The organism is bacterium, assembly GCA_021372775.1.
In the GTDB taxonomy this organism is placed as follows: Bacteria; Acidobacteriota; Polarisedimenticolia; order J045; family J045; genus JAJFTU01.
In genome coordinates, this window is sequence record JAJFTU010000027.1 from 1 (window position 1) to 26,251 (window position 26,251).

Consider the following 26,251-nt stretch of genomic DNA (forward strand, 5'->3'; position numbering starts at 1 on the left):
CCACTTGTCGTTGAGCGCCAGCGCCGCGGCGAATCCCTCCTCCGGCGCGCGCGACCACTCGAGGATCTTCTTCCCCCAGTACATCCGCATGTAGTTGTGCATCGTCCCCGAGCGGACCATCTGCCGCTGCGCCGCGTTCCAGGCCGGATCGTGCGTTTCCGCCCGCTCCAACGCGTCGAGCGGGTAGAGCGCGGGGCGCGGGTCGGCGGCGTGCGCGCCGAGGACGCCGCGGCACCACGCCGGCAGTCCCTCCCAGCGGTCGTAGCTCGGGTTGAAGCGGCAGAAGTTGAACGAGAGCTCGCGGCGCACGACGAGCTGCTCGAAGAACGCCTCGGCCCCCGGGCCGCGCCGCGCGCGGACGGCGAGCGCCGCGCGGAGCGGCGAGAGCTGGCCGAAGTGGAGGTAGGGGGAGAGGCCGGAGGTCGCGTCCTCGAGCGACGGGTCGTTGCGCCGCTCCGCGTAGCGGCCGAGGCCGCGGGCGAGGAACTCCTCCAGCCGCTCCTCCGCCGCCGTCTCGCCCCCTTCGAGATCGTCGATCGGCGGGACGGAGCGGTCCGCGCCGAGCGCGTCGAGCGTCCCCGCGACGTCGTCGAGGTCCACTTCGTCGCGGGGCAGGTCGAGGCCGAGCGAGGAGCGGCGCGGCCGGCGCTCGGCGAGCGGCGCGAGGAAGCGCGGCAGCGCGCGCCGGATCTTCGGCCGCAGCGTCGCCGCCGCGAACTCCTCCTTGCCCGACGCCGACTCGACCGGCACGACGACGTCGGTCTCCACCTCCTCGACGAGGCAGGGCGCCGCGGCGGCGAAGCGGGCGCGCCATTCGCGCGGCGCGCGGAGCACGGCGCCGTCCACGACGACGCGCGCGGCGTCCGGCGCGAGACGGAGCGCCGCCTCGTGCGGCTCGCCGCGCAGCGCGACGAGGCGCACGCCGCGTTCGGCGAGGCGCCGCCGGACGTCGGCGAGCCCCTGCAGCAGGAACGCGTAGTGGCGCGCGTTCGCCTCGGGATAGTCGGGGGTCAGGCCGAAGACGACGACGAGCGGCGTCCCGGCCTCGTCGGCGCGGTCCGCGGCGTAGGCGAAGGCGTGGTTGAAGCCGACGCGCATCGCCCCCTGCATCCAGTAGAGGACGTAGGCGCCGCGGCGCGCGTCGGCGTCGTTGAGCGGCCGGACCCGCTCCTCCTGAATCACGCCTTGGCGCCCGAGGGGCGGATCGAGGCGACGAGCGCCTTGAACGCCGCGCGCTGCGCCTCGACCGCCGCGCGCGGGCCGACGAGCTTGAAGAAGACGCTGCCGCGCGGCCCTTCGACGATCGCGCCGAGGAGCAGCGCGTCTTTCTGCGCCGGGGGCGCTTCCTTCCCCGCGCCCATCGCCATCGCCCCTTGGTACTCGCCGGCGATCTCGACGAGCGTCGTCTTGACCAGCGCGCCGGCGAGCGGCGCGACCTTCGCCGCGGGGGGCGCGCCGGCGGGGCCGGCGAACTGCGAGCGCCAGCGCTCGACGTTGTCCTGCACGGCGCCGCCTTGGCCGGGGCCGAAGGCGAAGACGTTGCACGCCGCGCCGCCGGCCGCGTACTGCGCGATCCGCATCCCGCTCGGCGGCGACGACGTCCAGCCCGCGGGGACGGTCCACGAAACGCCGGGATCGGCCTGTTCCGCGTCCGCCGCGGAGGGCGCGGCGCCTTGCGCGCGGTCGATCGGCGGATGGCCCGGCGGCAGCGATTCGGCGTTGGTGGGCGCGTTGGCCGGCGCGTTCGACGGCGCGTTCGACGGCGCGGGCGCCGCGGCGGGCCGCTTGTCGTCGGCCGGCACGGTCCCGCGGGAGCAGGCGGCGGCGAAGAGGAGAAGGAGCGCGAGGGAAAGGGACGTCGCGGTGCGGGTCATCGGCGGTCTCCGCGCGGCCGCGCGGCGCGCCTGCGGCCGGAGGGGGAACAGTACGGCGCTCGCCGGCGCCGCGCAGCGCGCTTCGCGCCCCGCGCGAGGTCGCGTCGATCGTCCCGGCAGCGCGCTCAAGGCACGAGGACGATCTTCCCCATGTTGGCGTTCTTCTCCATCAGCGCGTGCGCCTCCGCGGCCCGCGCGAAGGGGAAGACGCTGTCCACGAGCGGCTTCAGCCGGCCTTCGGCGAGGAGCGGCAGCATCCGCGCGCGGAACGTCTGCGTGACCGCGATCTTCTCCTCGAGCGGCCGCGCCCGCAGCACGGTGCCGAAGAGCCGCAGCCGCTTGCCCATCACGACCGAGAGGTTCAGCTCCGCCTTGTGCCCGGCCATCGTGCCGACGAAGACGATCCGCCCGCGCGGCGCGAGGATCTCCATGTGCAGCGGGAAGGCGGCCGCGCCGACGAGATCGAGCACGACGTCCGCGCCCCGCGGCGCCGCGGCGCGCACCTGGTCCGCGAGGTCCGGGGCGGTCCCGTCGAGGACCGTGCCGATCCCCATCTCCTCGAGGCGGCGCTTCTTCTCCGCGCTGCGCGTCGAGCCGACGACCCGCGCGCCGCAGGCCGCCGCGATCTGCGCCGCGGCGAGGCCGACGCCGGAGGCGAGCGCGGGCACGTAGACCGTCTCCCCCGCGGCGAGGCCGCACTGCAGGACCAGCGCATCGAAGGCGGTGAGGAACGCCTCGGGCACGGCGCCGGCCTCTTCCCACGAAAGCCGCTCGGGCACTTCGAGGCAGAGCCGTTCGTGCGTCGCGACCTCCGTCGCGTGCCCGCCGCCGCCGAGGATGCCCATCACGCGCGCGCCGGGCGCGAGGCCGAAGACGCGCGCGCCGACCGCCGCGACCTCGCCGGCGAACTCGAGGCCGGGGACGTCGGCGGGGGCGCCGGGAGGGGCGGGGTAGCGGCCGCGCCGCTGCAGCAGATCGGCGCGGTTGAGCGCGGCGGCGCGGACGCGGACCACGACCTCCTCCGGACCGGGAACGAGCCGCTCCCGCTCCTGCAGTTCGAGAACGTCGGGGTCGCCGAAACGGGGGATGACGATCGCTTTCATGGGCCGAGGATCGCACGCGCGGCGCGGCGTGTCAGCCGGCCTTTCGGCGCTTCGAAACCGCGGCGCGAGGACGGAGGGAACGAAGGCGTGCGGCCGCTGCGGCGCGGCGCGCCGGGGCGGTCGATCAGCCGCGGGGCGCCGTCTGGACCGCGCCGCGCCGGGGCGGTCGATCAGCCGCGGGGCGCCGTCTGGACCGCGCCGCGCAGCGCGAGCGCGACGACCGATCCGACCGCCGCCGCGAACTCCGCGTCGTCGGCGTCGAAGTCGCGCGTCGTGGCGTCGGCGTAGAGCAGCACGAGCAGCGGCGGCAGGCCGCGTCCGGCGAGGATCGGCAGCGCGAGGACGCCGCGGATCCCCTCCAGCGCGGGATGCGGCTGGCCGAAGAGCAGCTCCGCCGTCGGATCGTGGAAGACGGCCGTTTCGCCGCGTTCCAGCACCGCCGACGCGGCCGAGCCGACGCCGGGGGCGACGATCGAGTTCAGCGGGTCGCGCGGGTGGCCGGCGACGGCGATCTCGCGCAACGGAATCCGCGGCCCGACCGCCTGCAGCACCGAGCCGCGGCCGACCTCGAGGCCGGCCTGCGCCGCGCGCAGCGCGACGCGCGCCACGCCGTCCAGATCCGTCGCGCCGAGCGCGAGCCGCGCCGCGCCGGAGAGGGCGCGCCGCTCCCGCCGCACGCGCGCCCAAAGCTGCTCGCGCGAGGCGTCGGCGACGAGCCGCTCGGAGAAGGCGAGGTTCGCCTGCACCGACTCGCCGAGCAGTTCGTCGAGCCCCAGATGCTGCCGCAGCAGGTCGGGGCGCGCGTCGGCCCGCTCCTCCGCGGCGCGCGGCCCGCCCGCCGGGTCGGGCGTCGGCCGCGGCGCGGCCGGAGACGCCGGCCCGGCGATCGGCGCCGCGGGGAGGAACGCCGCGGTGCGCCGCGCGGCCTCGATGAAGCCGGCGAAGATCGTTTCGACCTTGTGCCGCAGCTCCGCCACCTTCATCCGGTCGCCGAGCGACGGCGAGCGCTGGGCGAGCGCCTCGAGCGTCTGCACCGTGATCTCGCGGAACGTCTCCATCACGCCGACGCCGGTCGTCGCCACCGCTTCGTGCGTCGGCAGGCGGCGCCAGTTCAGTTCGGCGTCGAGCTCCCCCGCGGGGAGCGCGTCGGCGAGGTCGCGCTTGTTCCACTGCAGGACGATCGGCAGCTTCTGCGGGTCGAGCCCGTTCCCCGTCAGGTTGCGCTGCAGGTTGCGCAGCATCACGCGGTTGTTCTCGCGCTGGCGCGGCGAGGAGTCGGCGACGAAGACGACGCCGTCGGCGCCGGCGAGCACCTGGCGGCGGGTCGTGTCGTACTGGATCTGCCCGGGGACGGTGTAGAGCTTGATCCGCACGTTGAGGCCGAAGAGCTGCCCGAGGTCGAACGGCAGCAGGTCGAAGAAGAGCGTGCGGTCCCCTTCGGTCCGCAGCGAGACCATCGGCTGGCGCCGGCGCGGATCGGTGAGACGGTGGATCGTCTCGAGATTGGTCGTCTTCCCCGAGAGAGCCGGTCCGTAGTAGACCAGCTTCACGTAGAGCGACTTGTCGGCCGTGCTGAACTGCATCCTCAGTACCCCGCCGTCGCGTCCACGACGTTGAGCAGCGGCCGGCCGGCGAGCCAGCGCGCCACGTTCTCGGCGAATATAGCCTCTACCTTGTCCATCGTGCCCGGCGCCGTGCCGCCGATGTGCGGCGTCAGGACGACCCGCGGCTCGCGCCAGACGGCGTGGTCGGGCGCCGGCGGCTCGTCGGGAAAGACGTCGAGCCCCGCCCCGTCGATCCTCCCCGCCTCGAGCGCCTCGAGGAGCGGATCGAGATCGACGAGGCCGCCCCGGCCGACGTTGACGAAGACCGCGCCGGGACGCAGCTTGGCGATCCGCTCGGCGTCGAAGAGGCCGCGCGTGGCGGCGGTGATCGGCGCGGCGAGGACGACGACGTCGGCGGCGCCGAGCGCGTCGTCGAGCCGCGCGGCCGGCACGACCGCGTCGAACTCCGGCGGCGGCGGCGCGTCGGTCCGGCGCGCGCCGACGACCTTCATCCCGGCGGCGCGGGCGCGCCGCGCGACGCCGCGGCCGACTTCGCCGACGCCGACGACGAGCATCGTCCGCCCGGCGAGGACGAACGGCGCGGCGGCGGCGTCCTCCCAGAACTTCTCGCGGATCCACTCGCCGCGCGACTGCGCGTCGCGGCAGAGCGCGATCCGCCGCGTCGCGGCGTAGAGCAGCGCCATCGCGTGGTCGGCCACCGCGTCGGCCGTCGCGCCGCGGCTGTTGGTGACGGCGATCCCCGACGCCGCGAGGGCGGGGGACAGCAGCCGATCGACGCCGTCCTCGGGGGTGTGGACCCAGCGGAGCCTCTTCGCCGACGGGAGCAGGTCGGGCGGCAGCGTCCAGGTGAGGAGCGCGTCGGCGTCCGGCAGCGCGGCGGCGAACGAAGCCCGGTCGCGCGTTTCGGGGAATTCCGCCTCGGGGAAGCGCGCGGCGAGACGGCGCGAGGCTTCCTCCGGCCAAGACCACACGGGCCAAGGCAGCGAGGCGTTCAGCAGGACGACCGGCTTCGGGGGGCGTTCCATTGACGCCTATGTTGCCACGCTCTCGTTTGTCGGTACATCCGGAGCGGACGACGGATCGGGCGGCGGCGCGGGCGGGCCGCCCGCCGGCGGGCGCGGGGCGAACGCGCGGAGGGCGGACGATGCGGGCGGACGACGTTCGGACGGTCGGCGTGGTCGGGGCGGGACAGATGGGGAGCGGCATCGCGCAGGTCTTCGCGCAGGCGGGGCGCGCGGTGCTGCTGCACGACGTTTCGGCCGAGGCGCTCGAGCGCGGGCTCGCCGCGATCGACCGCAACCTGCAGCGCGCGGTGGACAAGGGACGTCTGGCCGCCGACGAGGCGCCGGCGGTCCGCTCCCGCGTCGCCGCGGCGGCGCGCCTCGAGGAGCTCGCCGCCGCGGATCTCGTCGTCGAGGCGGTCGTCGAGAACTTCGACGTCAAGTCGGAGCTGCTGCGCGCGCTCGGGCGGATCGTCCGCCCCGAGGCGATCCTCGCCTCCAACACCTCGTCGCTGCCGATCACGCGCCTCGCCGCCGCGGTCTCGCGGCCGGAGCGGGTCGCGGGGATGCACTTCATGAACCCGGCGCCGGCGATGAAGCTGGTCGAAGTCGTGCGCGGCCTCGCCACCGACGACGCCGTCTTCGAGCTCGTCCGCGAGCTCGCGACGCGTCTCGGGAAGACGCCGGTCGCGGTGCAGGACTTCCCCGGCTTCGTCTCCAACCGCGTGCTGATGCCGCTGATCAACGAAGCGGTCTGCGCGGTCCACGAAGGGGTGGCGAGCGTCGAGGACGTGGACGCCGTGATGAAGCTGGGGATGAACCACCCGATGGGCCCGCTGGAGCTCGCCGACCTGATCGGGCTCGACACCTGCCTCGCGATCATGCGCGTCCTGCACGACGGGTTCGGCGATCCGAAGTACCGGCCGTGCCCGCTGCTGGTGAAGTACGTGGACGCCGGCTGGCTGGGGCGCAAGACGGGGCGCGGCTTCTATCGCTACTGAGCCGCCGCGGCGCCGTTTCTTGTAAAGCCGCGGGGGACGCGGGACACTACGCGCATGGAATCGTTCGATGTCGCCTCGTTCGCGACGTGGCTCGTCGCGTTTCTGTTCTCGACCACCTGCCACGAGGCGGCGCACGCCGTCGTCGGCCGGTGGGGCGGCGACCGCACCGCCGAGAAGCAGGCGACGCTCAACCCGCTGCCGCACCTGCGCCGCGAGCCGATCGGGATGGTCGTGATGCCGCTCGTCACCGGGATGATGAGCCACGGCAGCTCGCTGATCGGCTGGGCCTCCGCGCCGTACGACCCCGAATGGGCGCGGCGCCGCCCCGGTTGGGCGGCGCTGATGTCGGCCGCGGGGCCGGCGGCGAACGTGGTCCTCGCCGCGCTCTGCATCGCCGCGCTGCGGCTCCTGCGCGGCGCGTCGATTCCGTACGCGGCGGCGTACCTGCTGCTCGTCGGCGCCTGCCTCAACGCGCTGCTCTTCGTCTTCAACCTGATCCCGCTGCCGCCGCTCGACGGCGCGGGGGTCGTGCGGGGCCTCGGCGGGCCGTTCGCGGCTGCGCTGGACGGGCTGCGCCGCTCCCCCTTCGCCTCGATCGCCGCCTTCTTCGCCGCCTTCATGCTTTTCCAGTGGGTCGCGCCGCACGTCGTGAACGTCGTCGTGGCGCTCGTCGTCGGAGGCGCGCGGTGAACGCCTCCCCCGACACCTGCTGGACGCTCCTCTCGCGGCGCGAGGGGCCGGACCTCCGGATCTTCCGCGTGCGGTTCGACCGCTACCGGATCGCCCCGACCGACATCGAGCGCGACTTCGTGGTCCTCGACGGGCCGGACTGGGTCAACGTCGTGCCGCTCACCGACGACGGCGAGGTCGTCCTCGTGCGGCAGTTCCGCCACGGCTCGGGGCGCGTGACGCTCGAGGTGCCCGGAGGCGTCGTCAACCGCGGCGAGGATCCGGCCGCGGCCGCGCTGCGCGAACTGCGCGAGGAGACCGGCTGCGCCGCGCGCTCGATCGAGCCGATCGGCGCGCTCAACCCGAATCCGGCGATCCAGACCAACCGCTGCCACTTCTTCCTCGCCCGCGGCGTCGTTCCCGACGGCCCGCCCGAGCCGGACGAGGCGGAGCGGATCGAGGTCGTCCGCGTGCCGCGGCGCGACGTGCCGCGCCTCGTCGGGGAAGGTGCGTTCGACCACGCCCTCGTCGCCCTCGCCTTCGGCTTCGCGGGATTGATCGACGGGCCGCTCTCGGGGACGCGGTGAGCCTCCCGCCGCCGCGCGTCGCGCCGCTCGTCCTCGGCGCGGCGACGATCGACCCGCCGCTGTTCCTCGCGCCTCTCGCGGGGATCTGCGACCGCCACTACCGCCTGATCGTCCGCCGCCTCGGAGGCGTCGGCCTCGTCTCGATGGAGTTCATCTCCGCCGACGCGGTGACGCGCGGCAGCGCGGCGATGATCGAGAAGATGCGCTTCGCCGAGGAGGAGCGGCCGCTTTCGATCCAGATCTACGGCCGCGATCCGGAGCGGATGGCCGCCTGCGCGGATCTGGTCGAGGCGCTGCGCCCGGACGTCTGCGACATCAACATGGGCTGCCCGGCGAACAAGGTCCTCAAGGGGTGCTCCGGCGCGGCGCTGATGGGCGACCTGCCGCGCGCCGCGAAGATCGTCGAGGCTTGCCGACGCCGGCTCTCGATTCCGCTGACGGTGAAGTTCCGGATGGGGCTGGGCAAGGGGGACGATCCGGTCAATTACCTCGAGCTCGGCCGGATCTGCCAGGCCCTCGGCGTCGCCGCGGTCGCGCTGCACGGACGCACGGCGAAGCAGATGTTTTCCGGCGCCGCCGACTGGGACGCGATCGCGCGGCTCAAGCGGGAACTCGCGATTCCGGTGATCGGCAACGGCGACGTCAAGACGCCGGAGGACGCGCTGGAGATGTTCCGCCGCACCGGCTGCGACGGCGTGATGGTCGGCCGCGGCGCGCTGGCCGACCCGTGGATCTTCCGCCGCGCCGCCGCGCTTCTTGCGGGACGCCCCGCGCCGGCGGCGACGCTCGCCGAGCGCCGCGCGCTGATCCTCGAGCACTTCGGCTGGATCGTGCGCGACGAGCCGCCGCCCGAGGCGCTGCACAAGCTGCGGACCTTCCTCGGCTGGTACACGCGCGGCGTGCCGGGCGGGCGGCGGCTGCGCGGCCTGATCAACGACCTCAAGGCGCCGGAGCTCTTCCTCGAGGCGGTCGAGGAGCACTTCGCGGCCCTCGATCGCGCCGGCGCGGACCGCGCGCCGGACGAGCCGTAAGGCCCGCGTTCCCCGCGCGACCGCCGGGGCGGAGGCAGCGCCGGACGAGCCGCAAGGCCCGCGTTCCCCGCGAAACTCGACGCCGCCGCGGCGACGCCGCCTTCGGCGCCGCCGCGGTACTATTGCGGCATGCGGTTCGAGCTTCTTCGGCCGGTCTTGGGGATCACGGCGCTCGGCGTCGTCGTCGTCGGGGCGGCGCGGACGCTCTGGCCGTTCCTCGACCCGATCCTCTGGGCGATGATCCTCGGCTCGGCCACCTGGCCCGCCTATCGCCGCCTGCGCGCGTGGTTCGGCGGGCGCGAAGGCCTGGCCGCGGCGACGATGACCGCGATCCTCGTCCTCGTCGTCGTCATCCCCGTGTTCTTCCTCTCCCTCTCGCTCGTGCGCGAAGTCCAGCCGACGGTCGAGCGGATGCAGAAGTGGGCCGAGGGGGGCGCGCTGGAGATGCCCGACTGGGTCAAGAACGTGCCGGGGCTCGAAGGGCAGGTCAAGCCGTGGATGGAGCGGATGACCGACCCGCGGACGCGCGAGGCCTGGATCCGCGGCACGCTGCTCCCGGCGGAGCGGCTGCTGCGTTGGAGCCGGAACATCCTTCACGTCGCGGCCGTGGCGCTGCTCGCCGTCTTCGCGCTCTTCTTCGTCTACCGCGACGGCGAGAAGGCGGCGCGCGAGGTCGGACTGCTGCTCGACAAGATCGCCGGCGGGCAGGGGAAGGAACTGCTCCGCGCCGTGCGCGAGACGGTCCGCGCCGTCTTCTTCGGCTGGCTTCTCACCGCCGCCGCGCAGGGCGTGGTCTCGATGATCGGCTACTGGATCTGCGGCCTCGGCTCGCCGGTCCTGCTCGGCGTGGCCACCGGCCTCGCCGCGGTGATTCCGTTCGGCGTGGGGCTGGTCTGGATCCCCGCCGTCGCCTCGCTCGCCCTCGCGGGGGAGTGGGGGAAGGCGGTCTTCCTGACGGTCTGGAGCCTCGGCTTCGTCGGCCTGATCGACAACTTCCTCCGCCCGCTCTTCATCTCCGGCCCGTCGAAGATCCCGTTCGTGATCGTCTTCTTCGGCGTGATGGGCGGGCTGCTCGTCTACGGGCTCCTCGGGCTGGTCCTCGGCCCCTGCTTCCTCGCGATCCTGCTGGCCCTCTGGCGCCAGTGGAGCGGGACGCTCGTCGCCGCCTCCGGTCCGGAGGCGCAAACTTGACGCCCCCGGCGGCGTCGGCTTGCGCGCCGCGCCCCCGTTGGCTAGAATCCGCCCGCTGTTGATCGAGACCCCGAGCGGGAATAGCTCAGCTGGTAGAGCACGACCTTGCCAAGGTCGGGGTCGCGGGTTCGAGTCCCGTTTCCCGCTCCATTCTTCGGTCGTCGTCGCGCGCCGGGCCGGTCGCCCGGCGTTTTCGTTTTCGGGACTTCCCGCGCCGCGTTGACGCGCGGAAACGCCGGTTGCTACGATCGCGCCGCGGCGGCGGCCGCGCCGGGGGGCGCGCCGTTCCGCGGGGAGGCGGGCAGTGGTCTCGATCGGGGCTTCGGACGTCGGCCGGGCCGCGGGCGACCGCGGCGGCCGGCGCGCGCTCGTCACGGGGGCCGGCGGCGGCATCGGCCGCGCCCTCTCGCTCCGTCTCGCCGCCCGCGGCTGGCGGCTGGCGCTGGTCGGGCATCGTCCCGCGCCGCTGCGGGAGACCGCGCGGCTCTGCCGCGGGCTCGGCGCCGAAACGCTCGAGCTGGCCGCCGACGTCGCCGCGCCGCGGGAGGTCGAAGCCGCCGTCGCCGAGGCGGGAAGGACGTTCGGCGCCCTCGACGGCGTCGCGAACAACGCCGGCGCGGTGCGGCACGAGCCGATCGAGGAACTCGAGCCGGACGCGTGGCGCGCGATGCTCGACGTCAACCTGACCGGGCCGTACCTCGTCACGCGCGCCGCGCTGCCGTGGCTGCGGCGCGGGGACGCGCCGTCGGTGGTGATGGTCTCCTCGACGCTGGGGATGGTCGGGCTCCCGCGGTCCGCGGCGTACTGCGCGGCCAAGGGCGGGCTCAACAACTTCGCCCGCGCCCTGGCGGTCGAGCTGGCCCCGCAGGGGGTGCGGGTCAACGTCGTCTGCCCCGGCGTGATCGACACGCCGATGCTCGACGCGCCGGGGGAGGATCCGTCCGACCGCGCGGCGCGGGTCGCCCGCCTGGGGCGTCTTCACCCGATCGGCCGGGTCGGCGCGCCGGACGAGGTCGCCCTCGTCGTCGAGGGGCTTCTGGCGCCCGGGCCGGCGTTCCTGACCGGAGCGGTGATTCCGGTGGACGGAGGCCAGACCGCCGGCTTCCTGGAGTAGGCCGAACCGGGGCGGGACGCCCGGCCCGGGCGGGCAAACTGGATGGCCGCGCCGGCGCCGCCGCCGTAGACTTCCCCTGATCCGGGGGATGCTGCGCCCACAACTACGAGGGGTCCGTTCGCGATGACCGAAGAGCAGTCGTCCCGCAAAGTGCGCGTTCTGGTCGTGGATGACGAAGAGGCGATCCGGGAAGGGATCGGCCGCGCGCTCGCGCGCCGCGGCTGCGCCGTCCAGACCGCCGGCGACGGGTTCGAGGCCGGCTACCAGATGGCCGCCTTCAAGCCGGAAGTCGTCCTGCTCGACATCGTCATGCCGGGCATGGGCGGCTTCGACGTCTGCGAGCGGATGCGCCGCATGCGTGACGGCGAGAAGCTGAAGATCATCATCCTCACCGGCTTCGGCGGTTCGGGGAACAACGAACAGTCGCTGATCTCCGGGGCCGATTTGTTCCTCACCAAGCCGCAGGACACCAAAAGCCTGATGGCCCACATCGAGGACATACTCGGAGACTGAAAGCGCATGACCGGTCCCGACGCGCCCGACGCGGTCCTCGCCTGGACGAGGGTCGCCGACGATCCGAACGGAGCGCTGCTCATCGATGCCGGAGGACGCATCGTCGAGCTCAACGAGACCGCCGCCGCGCTTTTGGGACGCCCCGCGGCCCGCTGCCGCGGACGCCGCCTGCTCGCGCTCCTGCCGCCCGCCGCGATGGAGGCGGTGCGGCGCGCGCTGCCGGGGTTCCTCGCCTCGGGAAGGCTGCGCGACCTCGAAGTGACGATCGACGAGGGGGGCGAGACGAGGCTGCTCCTCGTGGACGGCCTCGCGCTCCGGTGCGACGGCGGCGCCTTCGCCGGCGCGCGTCTCGCGGTGCGCGACGCGACGCGGCGCGAGGCGCGGCGCGCGCACGAGGCCGACGTCGCGGTCCGCGCGGCGCTGTCCCGCTTCGCCGCGGCGATCGCGCACAAGATCAACAACCCGCTCCAAGGGCTCGTCGTGCGGCTCGAGCTGCTCGAGGAAGACTGCGCCGAAGGGGGCGCCGATCCGGACCTGATCGAGAAGATCGCCGAAGGGGTGGCGCGGATCCAAGGCGTCGTCCGCGACCTGCCGACGCTGCAGCGGAACCACGAGCCGGCGCCGGAGGAGGCGGGCGCGCCGCTGCACAAGGTCCTCGCCGAGACGCTCGCGCTGGTCGAGGACCCGGCCGCCCATCGGCGCGTCGCGCTCGTCCTCGACGCCCCCGGCGAAGTTCCGCCGAGCTCGGTTCCCGCGGCCGTCGTGCGCGACATCATGACCGCGCTGCTGCTCAACGCCGTGCGCGCGGCGCGTCCCGGCGGCGAGGTCGAGCTGACGGTCCTCGCGGACGGGGACGGCGGCACGCTCGTCGTCGTCCACGACGACGCGCCGGCGATCGACGAAGGGCGGCTGGGGCACGTTTTCGACCCGTTCACGGGGTGCGAGGCGGGCCGCGGCGACGACTGCGGCCTCTTCGTCGCCTTCCTGCTGGCCCGCCGCTACGGCGCGCGGCTCGCCGTGTCGTCGTGCGCCGGGCGAGGCAACACTTTCAAGCTCCTCCTGCCTTCCGCCTGACCCGCGCGCCGCCGCGCGCTACCATCGGGTTCCGCCATGAGCCTCGATGCGATCCCGATCCTTCCCGCCCCCGACTGCTCGTGCGAATGTCGGCCGGTGGCGCTCGTGCGCGACGGCGTGCTCCTCGGCCTCGAAGGGGAGGACGGCGCGCCGCCGTGCGACGCCTGCCTCGCCGCCGCCTTCCGCGCGCAGGACCCGGCGCGCCTGACGCAGCCGCTCCGCGCGCGCGGCATCGAGCGGGACGCCGCGCGCCCGGAAGAGATGGACCCGGCGCCGTGGGACGAGGTCGTGGACCGGGTCGCGTTCCTGCTCGCCGAGGCGGCGCGCGGCCAGCGACGCGTCGTCTGGATCTCCTGCGGCGGCGCGCCGCGCCTGCTGCAGGCCGTGCCGCGGCGGATCGGCCGCCTCGTGCCCGATCTCACGTTGATCCGCCGCCAGCCGCCGCGGGAACGTCTCGGCCGGCTGCTCGACGGGATGCTCTATCCCGACGAGCGGGCCGGCGCCGACGGGCTCAAGAGCGCCGACCTGATCGTCGCCTGGGGCGCCGATCCGCGCCGCGGGCCGCCGCCCCTCTGGTTCGCCGCGTCGGCCGCGGTCGAGCGCGGCGCGAAGCTCGTCGTCGTCGATCCGCGCGCCTCGGCCAGCGCCCGCGAGGGAACGCTCCACCTGCCGCTGCGCCCGGCGACCGACGTCGCGCTGGCGATGACGCTCGTCGAGCGGCTCCGTCCGACCTCGGAGCGCGCGGCGTCGTTCCCGGCCCTGCTCAACTCCGCCCTCTCGGAGTGGCCGACCGCGCGCGGCGCGGAGGTCTGCGGCCTCGCGCCGCGCGACGTCGAGCGGCTCGCCGGCTGGCTCGCCGAGGCGAAGCAACCGGCCCTTCTGCTCGGCGGCGGGCTCGCCCGCCAGCCGGAGGCGCTGATGGCGGTGCACGCCGTCGTGCTCCTCGCCCGCTCGGCGAAGGCGCTGATCGTCGGCCCCTCGTCCGCGCCCGATCCGTCGCTCGGCGTGCTCCTGCCGAACGGCTCGTCGTCGGCGCGCGAGGCGGAGGCCGGGGCGCTGGACCGCGAACTGGCCGCCCGGGAGCCGCGCCACGACCTCGTGATCGTCGAGGGGGGCGATCCGCTCGACGAGTTCCCGGCCGGCGGCGGCCTGCCCGGCTACCTGCGCCAAGCCGGGTTCATCGTGACGCTCGCCGACGTTTGGAGCCGTTGCTGCGCCCTCTCCGACATCGTCCTGCCGGTCGCGGCCCACGTGGAGCGGGGAGACGCGGCGGGGCTGCGCTGGCCGCCGACGATGCGGCTCGGCCGCCCCGCGCTGCCGCCGCGGCGGGACGCGCGGACCGACGCCGCCGTCTGGCGCGCGGTCGCGAAGCGGGTCGGCTGGCCGGAGCGTTGGTTCCCCGCCGACCCGGCCGACCTGGCCCGCGAGGTTTCCGCGTACGGCGTGCCGACGTTCCGCCTGACCGGCCTTCCGGGGCGCTGGGAGCCTCCTGTCTTCCGCGAGGCGGGGGAGGGGCCCAGAAGCGCGCCGGACCAGTTCCGCGTCTTCAAGCTCCTTCTGACGCGCGGCGAATGGCATCTGCCGATCGGCGTCTTCCCCTCGGGGCCGCCGCCGCTGCTGCTCAATCCGGCCGACGCCGCGGCGCGCGGCCTTTCGGCCGGCCGGATGGTCGTCGTCCACAACGAGCGGGCGCGGCTCCTGGCGCGGGCGGTCCTCGATCCGGCGCAGCCGCCGGGAGTGGTCGTCCTTCCGGAGCGGTGGCCGGTTCATCGCGGCCGCTCGGTCAACGAGCTGCTGCCGCCGCAGCGGTTCGAAGGGGACGGCGAAGCGCCGGAGCCCTGCCTGGTCGATCTCGCCAAGCCGTGACGGCGCGGCCGGGCCGCGGCGCTAGCGCTCGATCCGGACGACGAGCGATCCCTCGACGCGGCTCTCCCGCAGCTTGGAGAGCGCGTCGTCGATCCGCTCGAGCGGGGCGGTCTCGATCCGCGGCGCGAGCGGGAGCCGGGCCGCCAGCGCGAGGAAATCGGCGGCGTCGGACCTCGTCGCGTTGGCCACCGACCGCAGGACCCGCTCGCGGTAGAGCAGGCGGTCGTAGTCGAGGGGCGGAATCTCGGTCATCGTCACCCCGGCCAGCGCGAGCGTCCCGCCGGAGGCCAGCGCCCCCAAGGCGCGCGGGACGAGCCCGCCCGCGGGCGCGAAGCAGATCGCGCCGTCCAAGGGGGCGGGGACCGGCCCGTCGGCCGGCCCGGCCCACGCCGCGCCGAGGTCGAGGGCGAGCCGCCGGTGGGCCTCCCCCCGGGTGAAGACGAAGACCTCGTGCCCCTGCGCCCGCGCGACCTGCAGCGTCAGGTGGGCCGACGCGCCGAATCCGTAGAGGCCGATCCGCGCCGGACGGTCGAGGCCCAGAAGGCGGAAGGCGCGGTAGCCGATCACCCCGCCGCAGAGGAGCGGGGCGGCCTCCTCGTCGGCGAACCGTTCCGGGAGCGGGACGAGAAAGCGGGCCGGCGCCGCCATCAGCTCGGCGAACCCGCCGTCGGCGGAGAAGCCGTTGAACTGCGCCTCGGGGCAGAGGTTCTCGAGCCCGCGGCGGCAAAACTCGCACCCCCCGCAGGCGCGGCGCAGCCAGAACGCCCCGACCCGCGCGCCGGCCGGGGGGCCGCCCCCGTCGGCGGCGGGGCGGACGATTTTGCCTACCGCCTGATGGCCCAGGACGAGCGGAAGGCGGGGCGGCCGCAACTCCCCCTCCACAAGGTGCAGATCAGTCCGACAGAGGGCGCAGCAGACGACGGCGACCAGCGCCTCGTCCGGCCGGGGCGTCGGCGCGGGGTGTTCGGCGACGTCCAAAAGCGTGTGCCGACGGTCGGCCGACCGGCGCAGCACGGCGGCTTTCATGGCTCCGCGGGGCTCCTGTTGGCCGGGGTCACCAACACCCCGGGCCGCCCGCTAATGTTACGAAGATATGGATTTCCACCGCTTCATCCACAGCTGTGAAAATCGGTTTGTCGACGATGCGGGACGAAAAACGTCAAATTCCCGACACCCTCTGACCGCGACGCAAAACGTCGTTTGCCGGAGGGCGGCGCGCGCCCTGATGAGTCGCGCCGTTCCTGACCGGCGTCCAGAAAATGCGTTCGGCGATTGCGCCGCGGGACTGAACTCTCTCCATCCGCGCCAATGCGCGCAGGGTGGGTGATTTCGCGCACGCCTTGGATTCGTTTATGTTCGTTTGCGTTCGCGATCAGCGCCGGACTAGCCGGTATGTTTGGCACGCGCGTTGCTCTATTGAAGGGCGCGGAGGCAAGCGGCTTGCCGCGGCCGCCGCCGGGAAGACTGGCCAAATTGGCCGGGAGCTCGGGAAACCGAATACGGGCCTGACGACAACGGGTGGGGAACGGCCCGTCGGACCGAACCTGGCTTCGTCTAGTCTTCCGCATTATTCGCCAAATCCCCCGCGGACTTGTCCGCGGGGGATTTATTTTGGTCCGGTTCCGCGCCGCGTTGCGGCGCCCGCGCGACGCCTGCTACCTTCTCCCGTTCCGCCGCGCACAAGACGCGTCGATCGACAGAGGCCTCCCATGCTTTTGAAACCGCTCGAGCGGGTCCGCAACATCGGCATCATCGCGCACATCGACGCGGGGAAGACGACGACCACCGAGCGCTTCCTGTACTACGCCGGCCTGACGCACAAGATCGGCGAGGTCCACGACGGCGAGGCCGTGATGGACTTCCGCCCGGACGAGCGGGAGCGCGGCATCACCATCTCCGCCGCGGCGACGACGTTCATCTGGAACGACCATCAGGTCAACCTGATCGACACGCCGGGCCACGTGGACTTCACGGCCGAGGTCGAGCGGAGCCTGCGCGCGCTCGACGGCGCGGTCGTGATCTTCTCCGGCGTCGAGGGGGTGGAGCCGCAGAGCGAGACGGTCTGGCGGCAGGCGGACCGCTACGGCGTGCCGCGCGTCGCCTTCATCAACAAGCTCGACCGCGTCGGCGCCGACCACGAGCGGGCGCTCGCCGACATGGAGGCCAAGCTCGGCGCGCGCGCGGCGTTCGTCAATCTGCCGCACGGGCTCGAGGACCGGCTGGACGGCGTCGTCGACCTGCTGGAGATGAAGCTGCTGGTCTTCGACGCGGAGTCGCACGGCCGCGAGCTCGAAGCGCGCGCGATTCCCGCGGACGCGGCCGACGCCGCCGCGGCGGCGCGCGAGCGGCTCGTCGAGAAGACCGCCGACGCGGTGGAATGGCTCGCCGACAAGTACCTCGCCGAGGAGCCGATCTCGACCGACGAACTGAAGCGGGCGATCCGCGAGGCGACCGTCGCCGGGCGGCTCGTGCCGGTCCTCTGCGGCGCCGCGCTGCGCGACCTCGGCATCCGGCCGATCCTCGACGCCGTCTGCGACTACCTTCCCGCGCCGATCGACCGCCCGCCCGCCGCGGGCGAGGATCCGGAGAACGGCGGGACGGTCGTCTGTCCCGCGTCGCTCGAGGCGCCGTTCGCCGCGCTCGTCTTCAAGGTCGTCGCGGCGCCGAACACCGACTTCTACTGGCTGCGCGTCTACTCCGGCTCGCTCTCCAGCGAGGACCGCTGCTACAACCCGCGCACCAAGACGCGCCTCCGCCTGCGCCGGCTGCTGCGGATCCACGCCGACCGCACCGAGCCGGTGGACCGCGCCGAGTGCGGGGACATCGTCGCCGTCCCGGGGCTGAAGGACGTCGCCAACGGCGACACGCTCTGCGCGCCGGAGAAGCCCGTCGTCTTCGAGGCGATCCAGTTCCCGCAGACGGTCGTCTCGGTGGCCGTCGAGGCCCGCACCTCGGCCGACCGCGAGAAGCTGCTCGAGGTCGTCGCGCGCCTCACGCGCGAGGACCCGACGTTCACCTACCACACCGACGAGGAGACGGGACAGCTGATCCTCTCCGGCATGGGCGAGCTGCACCTCGAGGTGCTGCGCAACCGGATGCAGCGCGACTTCAACGTCGCCGCCCGCTTCGGCCGTCCCCGCGTGTCGTACCGCGAGACGGTGGCCGGCCCGGCGCGCGGCGTCGGGGACTTCGAGAAGCGGATGGGGGACGCGCTCGTCTCCGCGCGCGCCGAGGTGGACGTCGAGCCGCGGCCGCGCTCGGCCGGGGACCGCTCGCAGCCGCCGGTCGAGGTCGAGCTGGCCGGCGGGGCTGCGGCGCTTCCGCCGGCGCTGCAGCGCGAGGCGCTGGAGATCGTCGCCAACGCCTGCGCGGCGGGCGGCGGCTACGGCTACCCGGTGGTGGACGTCAAGGTGAAGGTGCTCGACGTGCAGCTCGGCGAGCCGCCCGATCCGCTCGTCCCGCTGCTCGCCTCGCTGACGATGGCGATGCGCGACGCCTTCGAGAAGGCCGGCTCGGTCGTGCTCGAGCCGGTGATGCGGCTCGAGGCGCGCGCGCCGGAGGAGTTCCTCGGCGCGGTGATGAAGGACCTCGGCGCGCGCCGCGCCGAGATCCGCGAGACGTCGCTCGTCGGGAACCTCGCCGTCGTCCGCGGGCGCGCGCCGCTCGCCGAGATGTTCGGCTACTCGACGCAGATCCGCTCGCTGACGCAGGGACGCGGCGTCTTCTCGCTCGAGCCGTTCGACTACCAGGCCGTCCCCGGGCACATCGCCGAGCGCGACCACACGCTCCTCTGAGGCGTCCTCCAATCCTTCCCGCGCCGCCGCCGGCGCCGCTCCGCGCGGCGCTTGACGCCCTCCCCGCGCCGTCTTAGGAACTGCCTGCCGCGGCGGAAAGAGGCCGCGGACGACGCGACGAAGCGCAGGAGGAAAACACCATGACGTACATGACCATCGAACCGCTGCGCAACTTGGCCCGGATGCAGAACGAGATGGCGCGCGCGATGAGCGAGGCTTTCGAGCAGGTCGGCGGGCGCGGAAGCGCGGACGGCTTCGTGCCGCCGGTGGACATCGTCGAAAGCAAGGAGTCGGTCGTGCTGCTCGCCGATTTGCCGGGCGTGAAGCTCGAGGACGTGGACGTTTCGGTCGAGAACCGCACGCTGACCCTGTCCGGCGAGCGCAAGCCGGGCGAGGACGCGAAGGACGGCGACGCGTTCCGCTGCGAACGGCCGGTCGGGCGCTTCACGCGCACCTTCTCGCTGCCGGCGACGGTGGACGTCGCGCGGATCAGCGCCGACGCGGCGGACGGCGTGCTGCGGATCTCGATTCCGAAGGCGGCCGACGCGCGGCCGCGCCGGATCGAGATCGCGCGGCGTTGACGCGGGAACGCGCGGCGGACGGGACCGGGCGGGATTCGCTCCCGCGCCGGTCCCTCGCCGTAATTTGGAGAGGCGCGCGACGGCGCGCGCCGCATGAAAACGCCGCGGCGGCGTGGCAGACTGCACGGGACGCGGCGAGCGCACGGCGCCGGACGAGGCGCGGCGGGGGATGTCGATGACGAGCCACGAGGATCCGGCGGTCGAAGTTGTCGGAGTGCTCCCGCTGCGCAACAGCGTGCTGTTTCCGCACGCCGTGATGCCGATCTCGGTCGGGCGCCGCAAGACGCTGGCGCTGATCGAGAGCGCGCTGGACAAGGATCTGCCGATCGCCGTCGTCAGCCAGAAGGACGCCGCGGTGGACGATCCGAGCCCGGACGATCTGTTCGAGCACGGCACGCTGGCGAAGATCGTCAAGGCGATCCGCGTCGGCGGCGGCAACGTCAACCTGATCATCCAAGGGCACGAGCGGCTGCGGGTGAAGCGCTTCGCGCAGCTCGAGCCGTACATCGCGGCCGAGGTGGAGCGGCTCGCCGAGCGGCCGTCGGAAGGGCTGGAGGTCGAGGCCTCGGCGCGCAACCTCGCGGCGCAGTTCCGCAAGCTCGTCGAGATCCACCCCAACCTCTCCGGCGACATCGCGGAGCTCTCGCTCCCCGAGGACGATCCGGACCGCCTGGCCGACCTCGTGGCGTCGGTCCTCCCCGTGCCGGTCGCCGACAAGATGGCGATCCTGCCGCTGACCTCGCTCGAGGAGCGGATCGAGAAGATCACCCACCGCATCGTGCGCGAGATCCAGGTGACGGAGCTCGGCTCGCAGATCCAGTCCCGCGTGATGGACGAGGTCGGCAAGACGCAGCGCCAGTTCTACCTGCGCGAGCAGATGAAGGCGATCCAGCGCGAGCTCGGCGAGGGGGACGACAAGTCCCGCGAGGTGGAGGAGTTCCGCAAGAAGGTCGAGGACGCGGCGATGCCGGACGAAGTCCGCGAGGTCGCCGAGCGCGAGCTCGACCGGATCTCCAGCATGTCGCCGTCGTCGGCCGAATACACCGTCTCGCGCACCTACCTCGACTGGCTCACCGCGCTGCCGTGGTCGAAGGCGACGGAAGACCACATCGACCTGCGCGAGGCGCGGCGGATCCTCGACGAGGACCACTACGACCTCGAGAAGGTCAAGGACCGCATCCTCGAGTACCTCGCCGTGCGCAAGCGGAAGCCGGACCTCAAAGGCCCGATCCTCTGCTTCGTCGGCCCCCCGGGGACCGGCAAGACGTCGCTCGGCCGCTCGATCGCGCGCTCGATGGGGCGCAAGTTCGTGCGCATCTCGCTCGGCGGCGTGCGCGACGAGGCGGAGATCCGCGGCCATCGGCGCACCTACGTCGGCGCGCTGCCGGGGCGGATCCTGCAGGGGCTGAAGAAGGCCGGCACGCGCAATCCGGTCTTCGTGCTCGACGAGGTGGACAAGCTCGGCGCGGACTTCCGCGGCGATCCGTCGTCCGCCCTGCTCGAGGTGCTGGATCCGGAGCAGAACTTCTCCTTCAGCGACCACTACCTCGAGGTCGCCTTCGACCTCTCGCAGGTCTTCTTCATCTGCACGGCCAACGTGCTCGACACGATCCCGCCGGCGCTGCGCGACCGGATGGAGGTCCTCTCGCTCCCCGGCTACACCGAGGAGGAGAAGATCGAGATCGCCAAGCGCCACCTGCTGCCGCGCCAGATCTCGGAGAACGGGCTGCGCCCCGACGAGCTGGAGCTGCCCGACCCGGCGCTGGCCAAGCTGATCGGCGAGTACACGCGGGAGGCCGGGCTGCGCAACCTCGAGCGCGAAGTGGCGAGCCTCTGCCGCAAGGTGGCCCGCCGCCTCGTCGAGCGCGAAGGGGAGGTCGAGACGCCGGTGAAGATCGGCCCCGACGCCCTGACGGAGCTCCTCGGCCCGCCGCAGTTCATCCGCGAGCTCGCGGAGCGCGCCGACCGTCCGGGGGTCGCGATCGGTCTCGCGTGGACGCAGGCCGGCGGCGACATCCTGTTCATCGAAGCGACGAAGATGCCGGGTCGCGGCAAGCTGATCATCACCGGCCGCCTGGGCGAGGTGATGAAGGAGTCGGCGCAGGCGGCGCTCTCCTGGATCCGCTCCAACGCCGCGCGCTTCGGCATCCCGGTCGAGGTCTTCGAGAAGAACGACCTCCACGTCCACGTGCCGGCGGGGGCGATCCCGAAGGACGGGCCGTCGGCCGGCGTGACGATCGACACCGCGCTCCTCTCGCTGCTCACCGACCGTCCGGTCAAGCCGCTCCTCGCGATGACCGGCGAGATCACCCTGCGCGGCAAGGTGCTGCCGGTCGGCGGCATCAAGGAGAAGGTCCTCGCCGCGCGGCGCGCCGGCGTGACGCGGATCGTCCTGCCGAAGCACAACGAAAAGGACCTCGAGGACATCCAGCCGGAACTCCGGCGCGACCTCGAGTTCGTCTTCGCCGAGGACATGGACTCCGTCGTGGTCGAGGCGCTCGGCGAGGGGGTGATCAAGAGCGCGCCGGCCGGCGGCGAGCGTCCGGCCGAGGTCCACGGCCAGGTCGAGGTCGTCGGCGAGGGGGCGGAGGAAGACGCTCCCTGAACCATGGGGCTTCAGGCGGGCGGGGCGGGGGCGCCCCGCCCGTTTCGTGCGCGGCGGGACGCGTTCGGTATCATGGACGCGAAAGGGATCGGCCGATGCTGAGTCAGCAAGAGGATTTCAAGCCGGGCGAGCGCTGCCCGGAAACGTGCGAGTTCTTCTGCGCCGCCTGCGACGGGCTGAAGGTCGAGACGACGCTGACGGTCGAGGCGGCGCAGCCGATGCCGCTCTGCCCGGCCTGCAAGGCCGCGGGGCGGAACGAGATCGACCAGCTCTGGGTCCGCGTCCGCGACCGCGCCGACTGGCGCAAGCGGGCCGACACCCGTTGGCGCGGGTTCTGGAGCTGACGCCCCCGGCGACCGTGCGGATCATCCGGCGCGTCGCGCCGCCCGGCGGCGGCGGCGGCGCGCAAAAAAAAGCGGCGCGGAAATCTCCGCGCCGCTTTTGATTTGTCCGGAAAGAGCGTCAGCGACGCTTCTTGGTGTTTCCGCCCGGCAGGAACGGGGTCGCCGGGAGCTCGCTGCTGCTGTCCTTCTGGTGGTTGACCAGCGCGCCCAGAGCCGCGATGCCGACCGCCGCCAGCACCGGGGCGAGATACCCGCCGCCGCCGCCCGCGCCCGCCGCGGCGCCGACCGCCGCGCCCTTCGTCTTGGCCGCGACCACCATGCCCGCGCGCGGACGACCTTCGACGATCCGCGCGACGCCGTCCGGCGTGCGGTCCAAGCCGGGGATCCGCCGGTCCGGTTCGGCCGACCACCACTCCGTGTCTTCCGGCTGCGGCGGGCCGAGAACCAGCGAGACTTCGATCTTCTCGCCGGCCGGGGCGTTGATCACGCGGTTGGCCAGGAAGAGCCCATCGCTCGTTTCGACGGCGATGTCGTAGTAGCCGTACGGAAGCCCCGTCAGCTGGTAATCGCCCTTGTCGGCCGACGGCGCGGAAGTGAAGACCTGCTTGGTGTCGAGGTGGACCGCGTAAACGCGCGCGCCGGTGACCGGCGTCGCCTTGTCGCCGCGCACGACCGCGCCCTTGAGCGAGACGTTGCCGGCGGGAGCGGCGGCGAAAGCCGCCGGAACGAGCAGCAGGCACGCCGCGACCGCGGCGAAGACACTGAACGCGTAGCGGCGAACGGTGGCGATTTGCATCGACATCGGAACTCTCCTTTGTCGCATCGCGCCGAACCGGATTCGAGGGTTCGACAACACGAGCGCCTTCCCCTCCCCTGGAGAAGAAGCCAGCCGGTACAGTAGTCCAAGAGCCGCGGCGGATCAACCGGTGTCGAGCGCCGCGACCGGAAATTGTTAACGCGGCAATCGGTCCGATTTAACGCTAGTTGACGAGGTTGTGGTGGTCGTCGTCGTGCTGACGTAGTCGTTGCTCTTGCCGCCCGAGGCGATCAGAGCGGCGACGACGAGCGCCCCGCCCCCGACCAGCACGGCCACGCCCTTTCCGGTGCGGAACCACGCCAAGCCGGTCGGCTCGGTGTTTTCGACCAGGCGGGCGACGCCGTAGATCGGCGCGTTCAGCCCCGGAGCGGGCTTCCCGGCCTCGATCCCGCCGAGCTTGTCGTCGGTCTGGACCGGCGAAAGGCGAAAGTCGGCGACGACCTTCTTGAGCGGCGGGACGAGCAGCGAGCGGTTCGAGACGTACGCCTTGCCGCCGTAGGCGACGGCGAGGTCGTAGAGGCCGCGGGCGACGGCGGGGAAGACGTACTTCCCGCCGGCGTCGCTTTCGACCGTCAGCGCGGCCCCGCGCGCCTCGAGCGGCGTCAGGACCAGCTTCGCCCCCGCGACCGGCTTTCCCGCTTCGTCGTGGATCGAGCCGCTCAGCCGCGCCATCTTCGGGGCCTTGGCCTCGTCCGCGGCGCGGGCGGGCAGGGCGGCGGCGGCGACGAGCGCCATAAGCAGGACGGTCCAGAGCGGCCGGAGCGAGAGTCGGTGCGCGTTCACGTGATCCTCCGTGGGCAACCCGGTGATGCTACACCATCGACGCCGCCGGCCGCCCCTCGTCTCGGACGGGCGACGGCCCGGCGCGCGCCGTTTCGGGCGGGCGCCGCCGCGCGCTTCGCGGACTTCGGCGACGCGTCGTCGCGGCGCGGCGCGCGCGCCGCCCCGCGGCGTTTCGGCGGGAAGGGGGCGCTCGTCAGAACGGGTTTTCGCCGCGGCGCAGCGCCTCTTCCGCGCGGTCGAGGCCGGGATAGTCGGGGGCGTCGTCGCGCACCGCCCGGAGGTGGTCGAGCGCCTCGGCGGGCTGCCCGGCGCGGCCGAACGCCGCCGCGGCGTGCCAGTGCAGCTCGGCCCGCTTCCGCGGCTCCCGCGGGGCTTCCGCGCCGGAGAGCAGCGCCTCGGCGCGCCGCGCCGCCTCGGGCCAATCGCGCGTCGTCTCGGCCAGCTCGAGGGCGCGCCAATCGCGGTTCCATCCGGCGGCCATCCCGCGGATCAACAGGGCGGCCTCGTCGGTCCGTCCGTCGCGGATCTCCTCCCGCGCCAGCCAGCCGGCGACGTTGTTGGACCACTCCTCGTCGGCGCGGACGGCGGGGAGGGCGCGGCACGCTTCGAGGAACGGCCGCCCCGAGGCCGCGCGGAGGCGGCGCTGCGCGTCGGCGACGAGCGCGCCGGCGCGGCAGCGGGCCTCGTCGGCGGCGGCGTTCTCCGGCACGAGGCCGGCGACGACGGCGAGGTCGTTCTCGTTCAGCGCCTGCTCGAGCAGGGCGGAGAAGGCGGGGCCGGTGCGCGGGGCGAGCGCGGCGAGCGCCGCCGTCGGCAGCCCGGCCTCGCGCAGCGTGCGGAGCGCGGTCGCCGCCTGGTCGGCGTTGTTCCGCGCGAGGACCTGATAGTCCTTCACCGCGAGGTCGACGTCGCCGAGGGCGAGCGAGACCTCGGCCAGCGTCTGGCGCGAGTTCGGGTCCCACGGGTCGAGCAGGCGGGCGCGGGCGGCGGAGCGGGCCGCCTCGGCCCGCAGCGCGTCCTCGTCCCCGGCGGCCGCGCCGTGCGCCAGACCCGCGGCGACGTAGTGGGCGTGATCCACGGAGTGCGGCGCGAACGTCGGGCGGGCGGCGAGGGCGCGGGTCTGGAAATCGACCGCCGCGCGCCAGGAGGCCGCGTCCTTGTCCGCGCGCCAGTGGTCGAAGGCGCGCGCCGCCGCGGCGCGCAGCGCCTCGGGATGGGCCGGGAGGAGCGCGGCGACGCCGGGCCAGAACGGCCCGGAGACGACGACGGCGGGCGCGACGGCGGCCGCGGCGGCGAAGGCGGCGAGCCGGCCCGCGCGCCGCGACGGCCGGTCGGACGGCGGCGGCGCGGACGCTCCGGCGAGGAGCGCCGTGAACAGGAGCAGCCCGGGCAACTGCAGGCCGAAGTCGAAGAACTCGTGCAGCGCCAGCGCGGCGAACGCGGCGTAGAGCGGCCACGGCGCGGGGCGCGGCGGGCGCTCCGCCCGGCGCGCGCGGACGAGGTCGCGGAGGAACAGCGCGGGGCCGAGGAGCGCGAGCAGCAGCCCCGGCAGGCCGGTCTCGAAGAGCGTTTCGAGATAGTCGTTGTGGGCGTAGTCGTAGCGCACGGCGATCGACTCGGGGCGGCGCCGCGCGAAGGCCGACTCGAAGGCGCCGCCGCCGACGCCGAAGACCGGCGCCTCGCCGAGCATCGCCGTCGTCGCCCGCGCCACCGCGCCGCGCCCTTCGGGGCTCGACCATTCCGCGGGGAGGGCGCGGAAGCGGGCCGCGGCGCCGGGGGCGGCGACGAGCAGCGCCGGGGCGAGGAGCAGCGCGGCGCCGCCGAGCGCGACGAAGGCGATTCTCCGGTTGCGCCACGGCGCGGCGATCAGCGCGCCGGCGACGACGATCGCCGCGCAGCCCAGGCCGCCGCGGGAGTGGCTCGCCAGGATGCCGACGACCTGCAGCGCCGCGAGGAGCGCGAGCGCGGCGCGCAGCGAGAACTCCTTGCCGCCGTCGGCCAAGAGCCCGCGCCGCGGCGCGGACGGCCGGTCGAGCAGCAGCGTCAGCGTGCAGCCGAGGCCGAGGTAGAGCAGCAGGGCGAAGTGGTTTCGGTTGACGAGCGAGCCGGTGGCGTCGCCGAGGTACGCCGTCTTCCGGTACCAAAGAATCGTTCCCGCGTTCGTTCCCCACTGCCAAAGGCCGTAGAACGCCTCCAGCCCGGCGAAGCCGGCCGCGGCCCACAGGAGGGCGCGGCGGGCGCGGCGCGCCTCCGGTCCGGCGAAGGCGGCGCGGGCCGCCCAGAAGACGGCGAGGGCCGCGAGAACGCGCGCCAGCAGATCGATCGTGCACCAGGCGTCGAGCGTCAGCCGCGCGGCGCCCGGCGCGGCCGCCGCGACCGCGGCGCCGTCGAGCGCGCGGAGCGGACCGGGCCACGCCTCGATCCGCTGCGCGGCGACCGCCGGGTTGAGCGCGGCGGCCAGCGAGGCGGGAATCGGGATCAGTTGGAGAAGGAGCCACGCGGGATAGGCGAGGACCGCGAGCCAGAAGAGGCCGGGCCGCCGTTCGGGGGGCGTCCGGAACAGGATCGCGGCCGAGGCGGCCGCGGCCAGCGCGAGGACCGCGCCGCGCGTTCCCGGCTCGACCGCGCCGAAGAGGGCCGCGCCGCCGATCGCGGCCGCGGCCAAGATCCACGCCAAGGGCGCGTTCCGGGCGGCGCCGAGCGCGCCGCCTTCGGGAATGCTCTCGGCCACGGCGCGC

Annotated in this window: 22 protein-coding genes, 1 tRNA gene and 1 pseudogene; 15 read left to right on the forward strand and 9 right to left on the reverse strand. The window is 73.9% G+C overall.

The features are described 5' to 3' along the window. From LLG88_00825 to LLG88_00845, 5 genes are all read right to left on the reverse strand, one after another. Positions 1-1,182, reverse strand: a 1,182-nt coding sequence (locus LLG88_00825; protein MCE5245454.1) for a deoxyribodipyrimidine photo-lyase, incomplete at its 3' end; no start/stop codon positions are given. Further along, positions 1,179-1,874 (reverse strand): hypothetical protein, encoded by a 696-nt coding sequence (locus LLG88_00830; GenBank protein MCE5245455.1) that lies wholly within the window; start codon positions 1,872-1,874, stop codon positions 1,179-1,181. The genes LLG88_00830 and LLG88_00825, both read right to left, overlap by 4 nt. Before the next feature lie 125 nt (positions 1,875-1,999). Then, positions 2,000-2,977, reverse strand: coding sequence for an NAD(P)H-quinone oxidoreductase (locus LLG88_00835; GenBank protein ID MCE5245456.1), 978 nt, complete (start codon positions 2,975-2,977; stop codon positions 2,000-2,002). A gap of 170 nt (positions 2,978-3,147) precedes the next feature. After that, the gene (locus LLG88_00840; protein ID MCE5245457.1) at positions 3,148-4,560 is read right to left on the reverse strand and encodes a GTPase domain-containing protein; all 1,413 of its coding nucleotides are present in this window, start codon (positions 4,558-4,560) and stop codon (positions 3,148-3,150) included. Between the two features lie 2 nt (positions 4,561-4,562). Continuing rightward, entirely contained in the window at positions 4,563-5,567 is a 1,005-nt protein-coding gene (locus tag LLG88_00845; GenBank protein ID MCE5245458.1) for a D-2-hydroxyacid dehydrogenase, read from the reverse strand. Between the two features lie 119 nt (positions 5,568-5,686). Between LLG88_00845 and LLG88_00850 the strand changes: the two genes are divergently transcribed. From LLG88_00850 to LLG88_00900, 11 genes and pseudogenes are all read left to right on the forward strand, one after another. Then, positions 5,687-6,544 carry a 3-hydroxybutyryl-CoA dehydrogenase gene (locus tag LLG88_00850; protein MCE5245459.1) on the forward strand — a complete coding sequence of 286 codons (858 nt, stop codon included), beginning with the start codon at positions 5,687-5,689 and terminating at the stop codon, positions 6,542-6,544. A gap of 54 nt (positions 6,545-6,598) precedes the next feature. Beyond that, on the forward strand, positions 6,599-7,234 hold the full coding sequence (locus tag LLG88_00855) for a site-2 protease family protein (protein ID MCE5245460.1): 636 nt from the start codon (positions 6,599-6,601) through the stop codon (positions 7,232-7,234). Further along, positions 7,231-7,800 carry an NUDIX hydrolase gene (locus LLG88_00860; GenBank protein MCE5245461.1) on the forward strand — a complete coding sequence of 190 codons (570 nt, stop codon included), beginning with the start codon at positions 7,231-7,233 and terminating at the stop codon, positions 7,798-7,800. Before LLG88_00855 ends, LLG88_00860 begins: the two co-directional genes overlap by 4 nt. After that, on the forward strand, positions 7,797-8,831 hold the full coding sequence (locus tag LLG88_00865) for a tRNA-dihydrouridine synthase family protein (protein MCE5245462.1): 1,035 nt from the start codon (positions 7,797-7,799) through the stop codon (positions 8,829-8,831). Before LLG88_00860 ends, LLG88_00865 begins: the two co-directional genes overlap by 4 nt. Before the next feature lie 129 nt (positions 8,832-8,960). Next, positions 8,961-10,022 carry an AI-2E family transporter gene (locus tag LLG88_00870; GenBank protein MCE5245463.1) on the forward strand — a complete coding sequence of 354 codons (1,062 nt, stop codon included), beginning with the start codon at positions 8,961-8,963 and terminating at the stop codon, positions 10,020-10,022. A gap of 74 nt (positions 10,023-10,096) precedes the next feature. Then, positions 10,097-10,172 (forward strand) — tRNA-Gly (locus LLG88_00875). 154 nt (positions 10,173-10,326) lie between these two features. Next, positions 10,327-11,136 (forward strand): SDR family oxidoreductase, encoded by an 810-nt coding sequence (locus tag LLG88_00880; GenBank protein MCE5245464.1) that lies wholly within the window; start codon positions 10,327-10,329, stop codon positions 11,134-11,136. 123 nt (positions 11,137-11,259) lie between these two features. Further along, the gene (locus LLG88_00885) at positions 11,260-11,649 is read left to right on the forward strand and encodes a response regulator (GenBank protein ID MCE5245465.1); all 390 of its coding nucleotides are present in this window, start codon (positions 11,260-11,262) and stop codon (positions 11,647-11,649) included. A 6-nt stretch (positions 11,650-11,655) separates the two neighbouring features. Continuing rightward, a pseudogene (locus tag LLG88_00890) lies at positions 11,656-12,255 on the forward strand (PAS domain-containing protein). A gap of 168 nt (positions 12,256-12,423) precedes the next feature. Then, positions 12,424-12,723 carry an ATP-binding protein gene (locus LLG88_00895; protein ID MCE5245466.1) on the forward strand — a complete coding sequence of 100 codons (300 nt, stop codon included), beginning with the start codon at positions 12,424-12,426 and terminating at the stop codon, positions 12,721-12,723. A 36-nt stretch (positions 12,724-12,759) separates the two neighbouring features. Then, positions 12,760-14,589: a molybdopterin-dependent oxidoreductase gene (locus LLG88_00900; protein MCE5245467.1), complete on the forward strand. Its 1,830-nt coding sequence runs from the start codon at positions 12,760-12,762 to the stop codon at positions 14,587-14,589. A gap of 21 nt (positions 14,590-14,610) precedes the next feature. Here LLG88_00900 and LLG88_00905 read toward each other — a convergent pair whose 3' ends face one another. After that, positions 14,611-15,615, reverse strand: a complete 1,005-nt coding sequence (locus LLG88_00905) for a zinc-binding alcohol dehydrogenase family protein (GenBank protein MCE5245468.1) — start codon at positions 15,613-15,615, stop codon at positions 14,611-14,613. A 683-nt stretch (positions 15,616-16,298) separates the two neighbouring features. On the opposite strand from LLG88_00905, the gene fusA reads away from it, so the two are divergent. From fusA to LLG88_00925, 4 genes are all read left to right on the forward strand, one after another. Further along, positions 16,299-18,383 carry an elongation factor G gene (gene fusA / locus LLG88_00910; protein ID MCE5245469.1) on the forward strand — a complete coding sequence of 695 codons (2,085 nt, stop codon included), beginning with the start codon at positions 16,299-16,301 and terminating at the stop codon, positions 18,381-18,383. A 140-nt stretch (positions 18,384-18,523) separates the two neighbouring features. Continuing rightward, entirely contained in the window at positions 18,524-18,964 is a 441-nt protein-coding gene (locus LLG88_00915; protein ID MCE5245470.1) for an Hsp20/alpha crystallin family protein, read from the forward strand. 112 nt (positions 18,965-19,076) lie between these two features. Then, positions 19,077-21,569, forward strand: a complete 2,493-nt coding sequence (gene lon / locus LLG88_00920; protein MCE5245471.1) for an endopeptidase La — start codon at positions 19,077-19,079, stop codon at positions 21,567-21,569. A gap of 95 nt (positions 21,570-21,664) precedes the next feature. Then, a complete protein-coding gene (locus LLG88_00925; GenBank protein MCE5245472.1) occupies positions 21,665-21,913 on the forward strand; it encodes a hypothetical protein in 249 nt (82 codons plus the stop codon). A 118-nt stretch (positions 21,914-22,031) separates the two neighbouring features. Here LLG88_00925 and LLG88_00930 read toward each other — a convergent pair whose 3' ends face one another. From LLG88_00930 to LLG88_00940, 3 genes are all read right to left on the reverse strand, one after another. Next, positions 22,032-22,715 (reverse strand): carboxypeptidase-like regulatory domain-containing protein, encoded by a 684-nt coding sequence (locus tag LLG88_00930; GenBank protein MCE5245473.1) that lies wholly within the window; start codon positions 22,713-22,715, stop codon positions 22,032-22,034. 150 nt (positions 22,716-22,865) lie between these two features. Beyond that, on the reverse strand, positions 22,866-23,513 hold the full coding sequence (locus LLG88_00935) for a carboxypeptidase-like regulatory domain-containing protein (protein MCE5245474.1): 648 nt from the start codon (positions 23,511-23,513) through the stop codon (positions 22,866-22,868). Positions 23,514-23,706: 193 nt separating this feature from the next. After that, entirely contained in the window at positions 23,707-26,244 is a 2,538-nt protein-coding gene (locus LLG88_00940; protein MCE5245475.1) for an O-antigen ligase family protein, read from the reverse strand. Between the last annotated feature and the right edge of the window lie 7 nt (positions 26,245-26,251).

Bases quoted from the DNA above. Each gene is read 5' to 3' on its own strand.
- LLG88_00845 (MCE5245458.1), bottom strand. From the start codon at position 5,567: ATGGAACGCCCCCCGAAGCCGGTCGTCCTGCTGAACGCCTCGCTGCCT.
- LLG88_00915 (MCE5245470.1), top strand. From the start codon at position 18,524: ATGACGTACATGACCATCGAACCGCTGCGCAACTTGGCCCGGATGCAG.
- LLG88_00870 (MCE5245463.1), top strand. From the start codon at position 8,961: ATGCGGTTCGAGCTTCTTCGGCCGGTCTTGGGGATCACGGCGCTCGGC.
- LLG88_00885 (MCE5245465.1), top strand. From the start codon at position 11,260: ATGACCGAAGAGCAGTCGTCCCGCAAAGTGCGCGTTCTGGTCGTGGAT.
- LLG88_00900 (MCE5245467.1), top strand. From the start codon at position 12,760: ATGAGCCTCGATGCGATCCCGATCCTTCCCGCCCCCGACTGCTCGTGC.
- fusA (MCE5245469.1), top strand. From the start codon at position 16,299: ATGCTTTTGAAACCGCTCGAGCGGGTCCGCAACATCGGCATCATCGCG.
- LLG88_00855 (MCE5245460.1), top strand. From the start codon at position 6,599: ATGGAATCGTTCGATGTCGCCTCGTTCGCGACGTGGCTCGTCGCGTTT.
- LLG88_00830 (MCE5245455.1), bottom strand. From the start codon at position 1,874: ATGACCCGCACCGCGACGTCCCTTTCCCTCGCGCTCCTTCTCCTCTTC.
- LLG88_00835 (MCE5245456.1), bottom strand. From the start codon at position 2,977: ATGAAAGCGATCGTCATCCCCCGTTTCGGCGACCCCGACGTTCTCGAA.
- LLG88_00930 (MCE5245473.1), bottom strand. From the start codon at position 22,715: ATGTCGATGCAAATCGCCACCGTTCGCCGCTACGCGTTCAGTGTCTTC.
- LLG88_00895 (MCE5245466.1), top strand. From the start codon at position 12,424: ATGACCGCGCTGCTGCTCAACGCCGTGCGCGCGGCGCGTCCCGGCGGC.
- LLG88_00850 (MCE5245459.1), top strand. From the start codon at position 5,687: ATGCGGGCGGACGACGTTCGGACGGTCGGCGTGGTCGGGGCGGGACAG.
- LLG88_00840 (MCE5245457.1), bottom strand. From the start codon at position 4,560: ATGCAGTTCAGCACGGCCGACAAGTCGCTCTACGTGAAGCTGGTCTAC.
- LLG88_00905 (MCE5245468.1), bottom strand. From the start codon at position 15,615: ATGAAAGCCGCCGTGCTGCGCCGGTCGGCCGACCGTCGGCACACGCTT.
- LLG88_00925 (MCE5245472.1), top strand. From the start codon at position 21,665: ATGCTGAGTCAGCAAGAGGATTTCAAGCCGGGCGAGCGCTGCCCGGAA.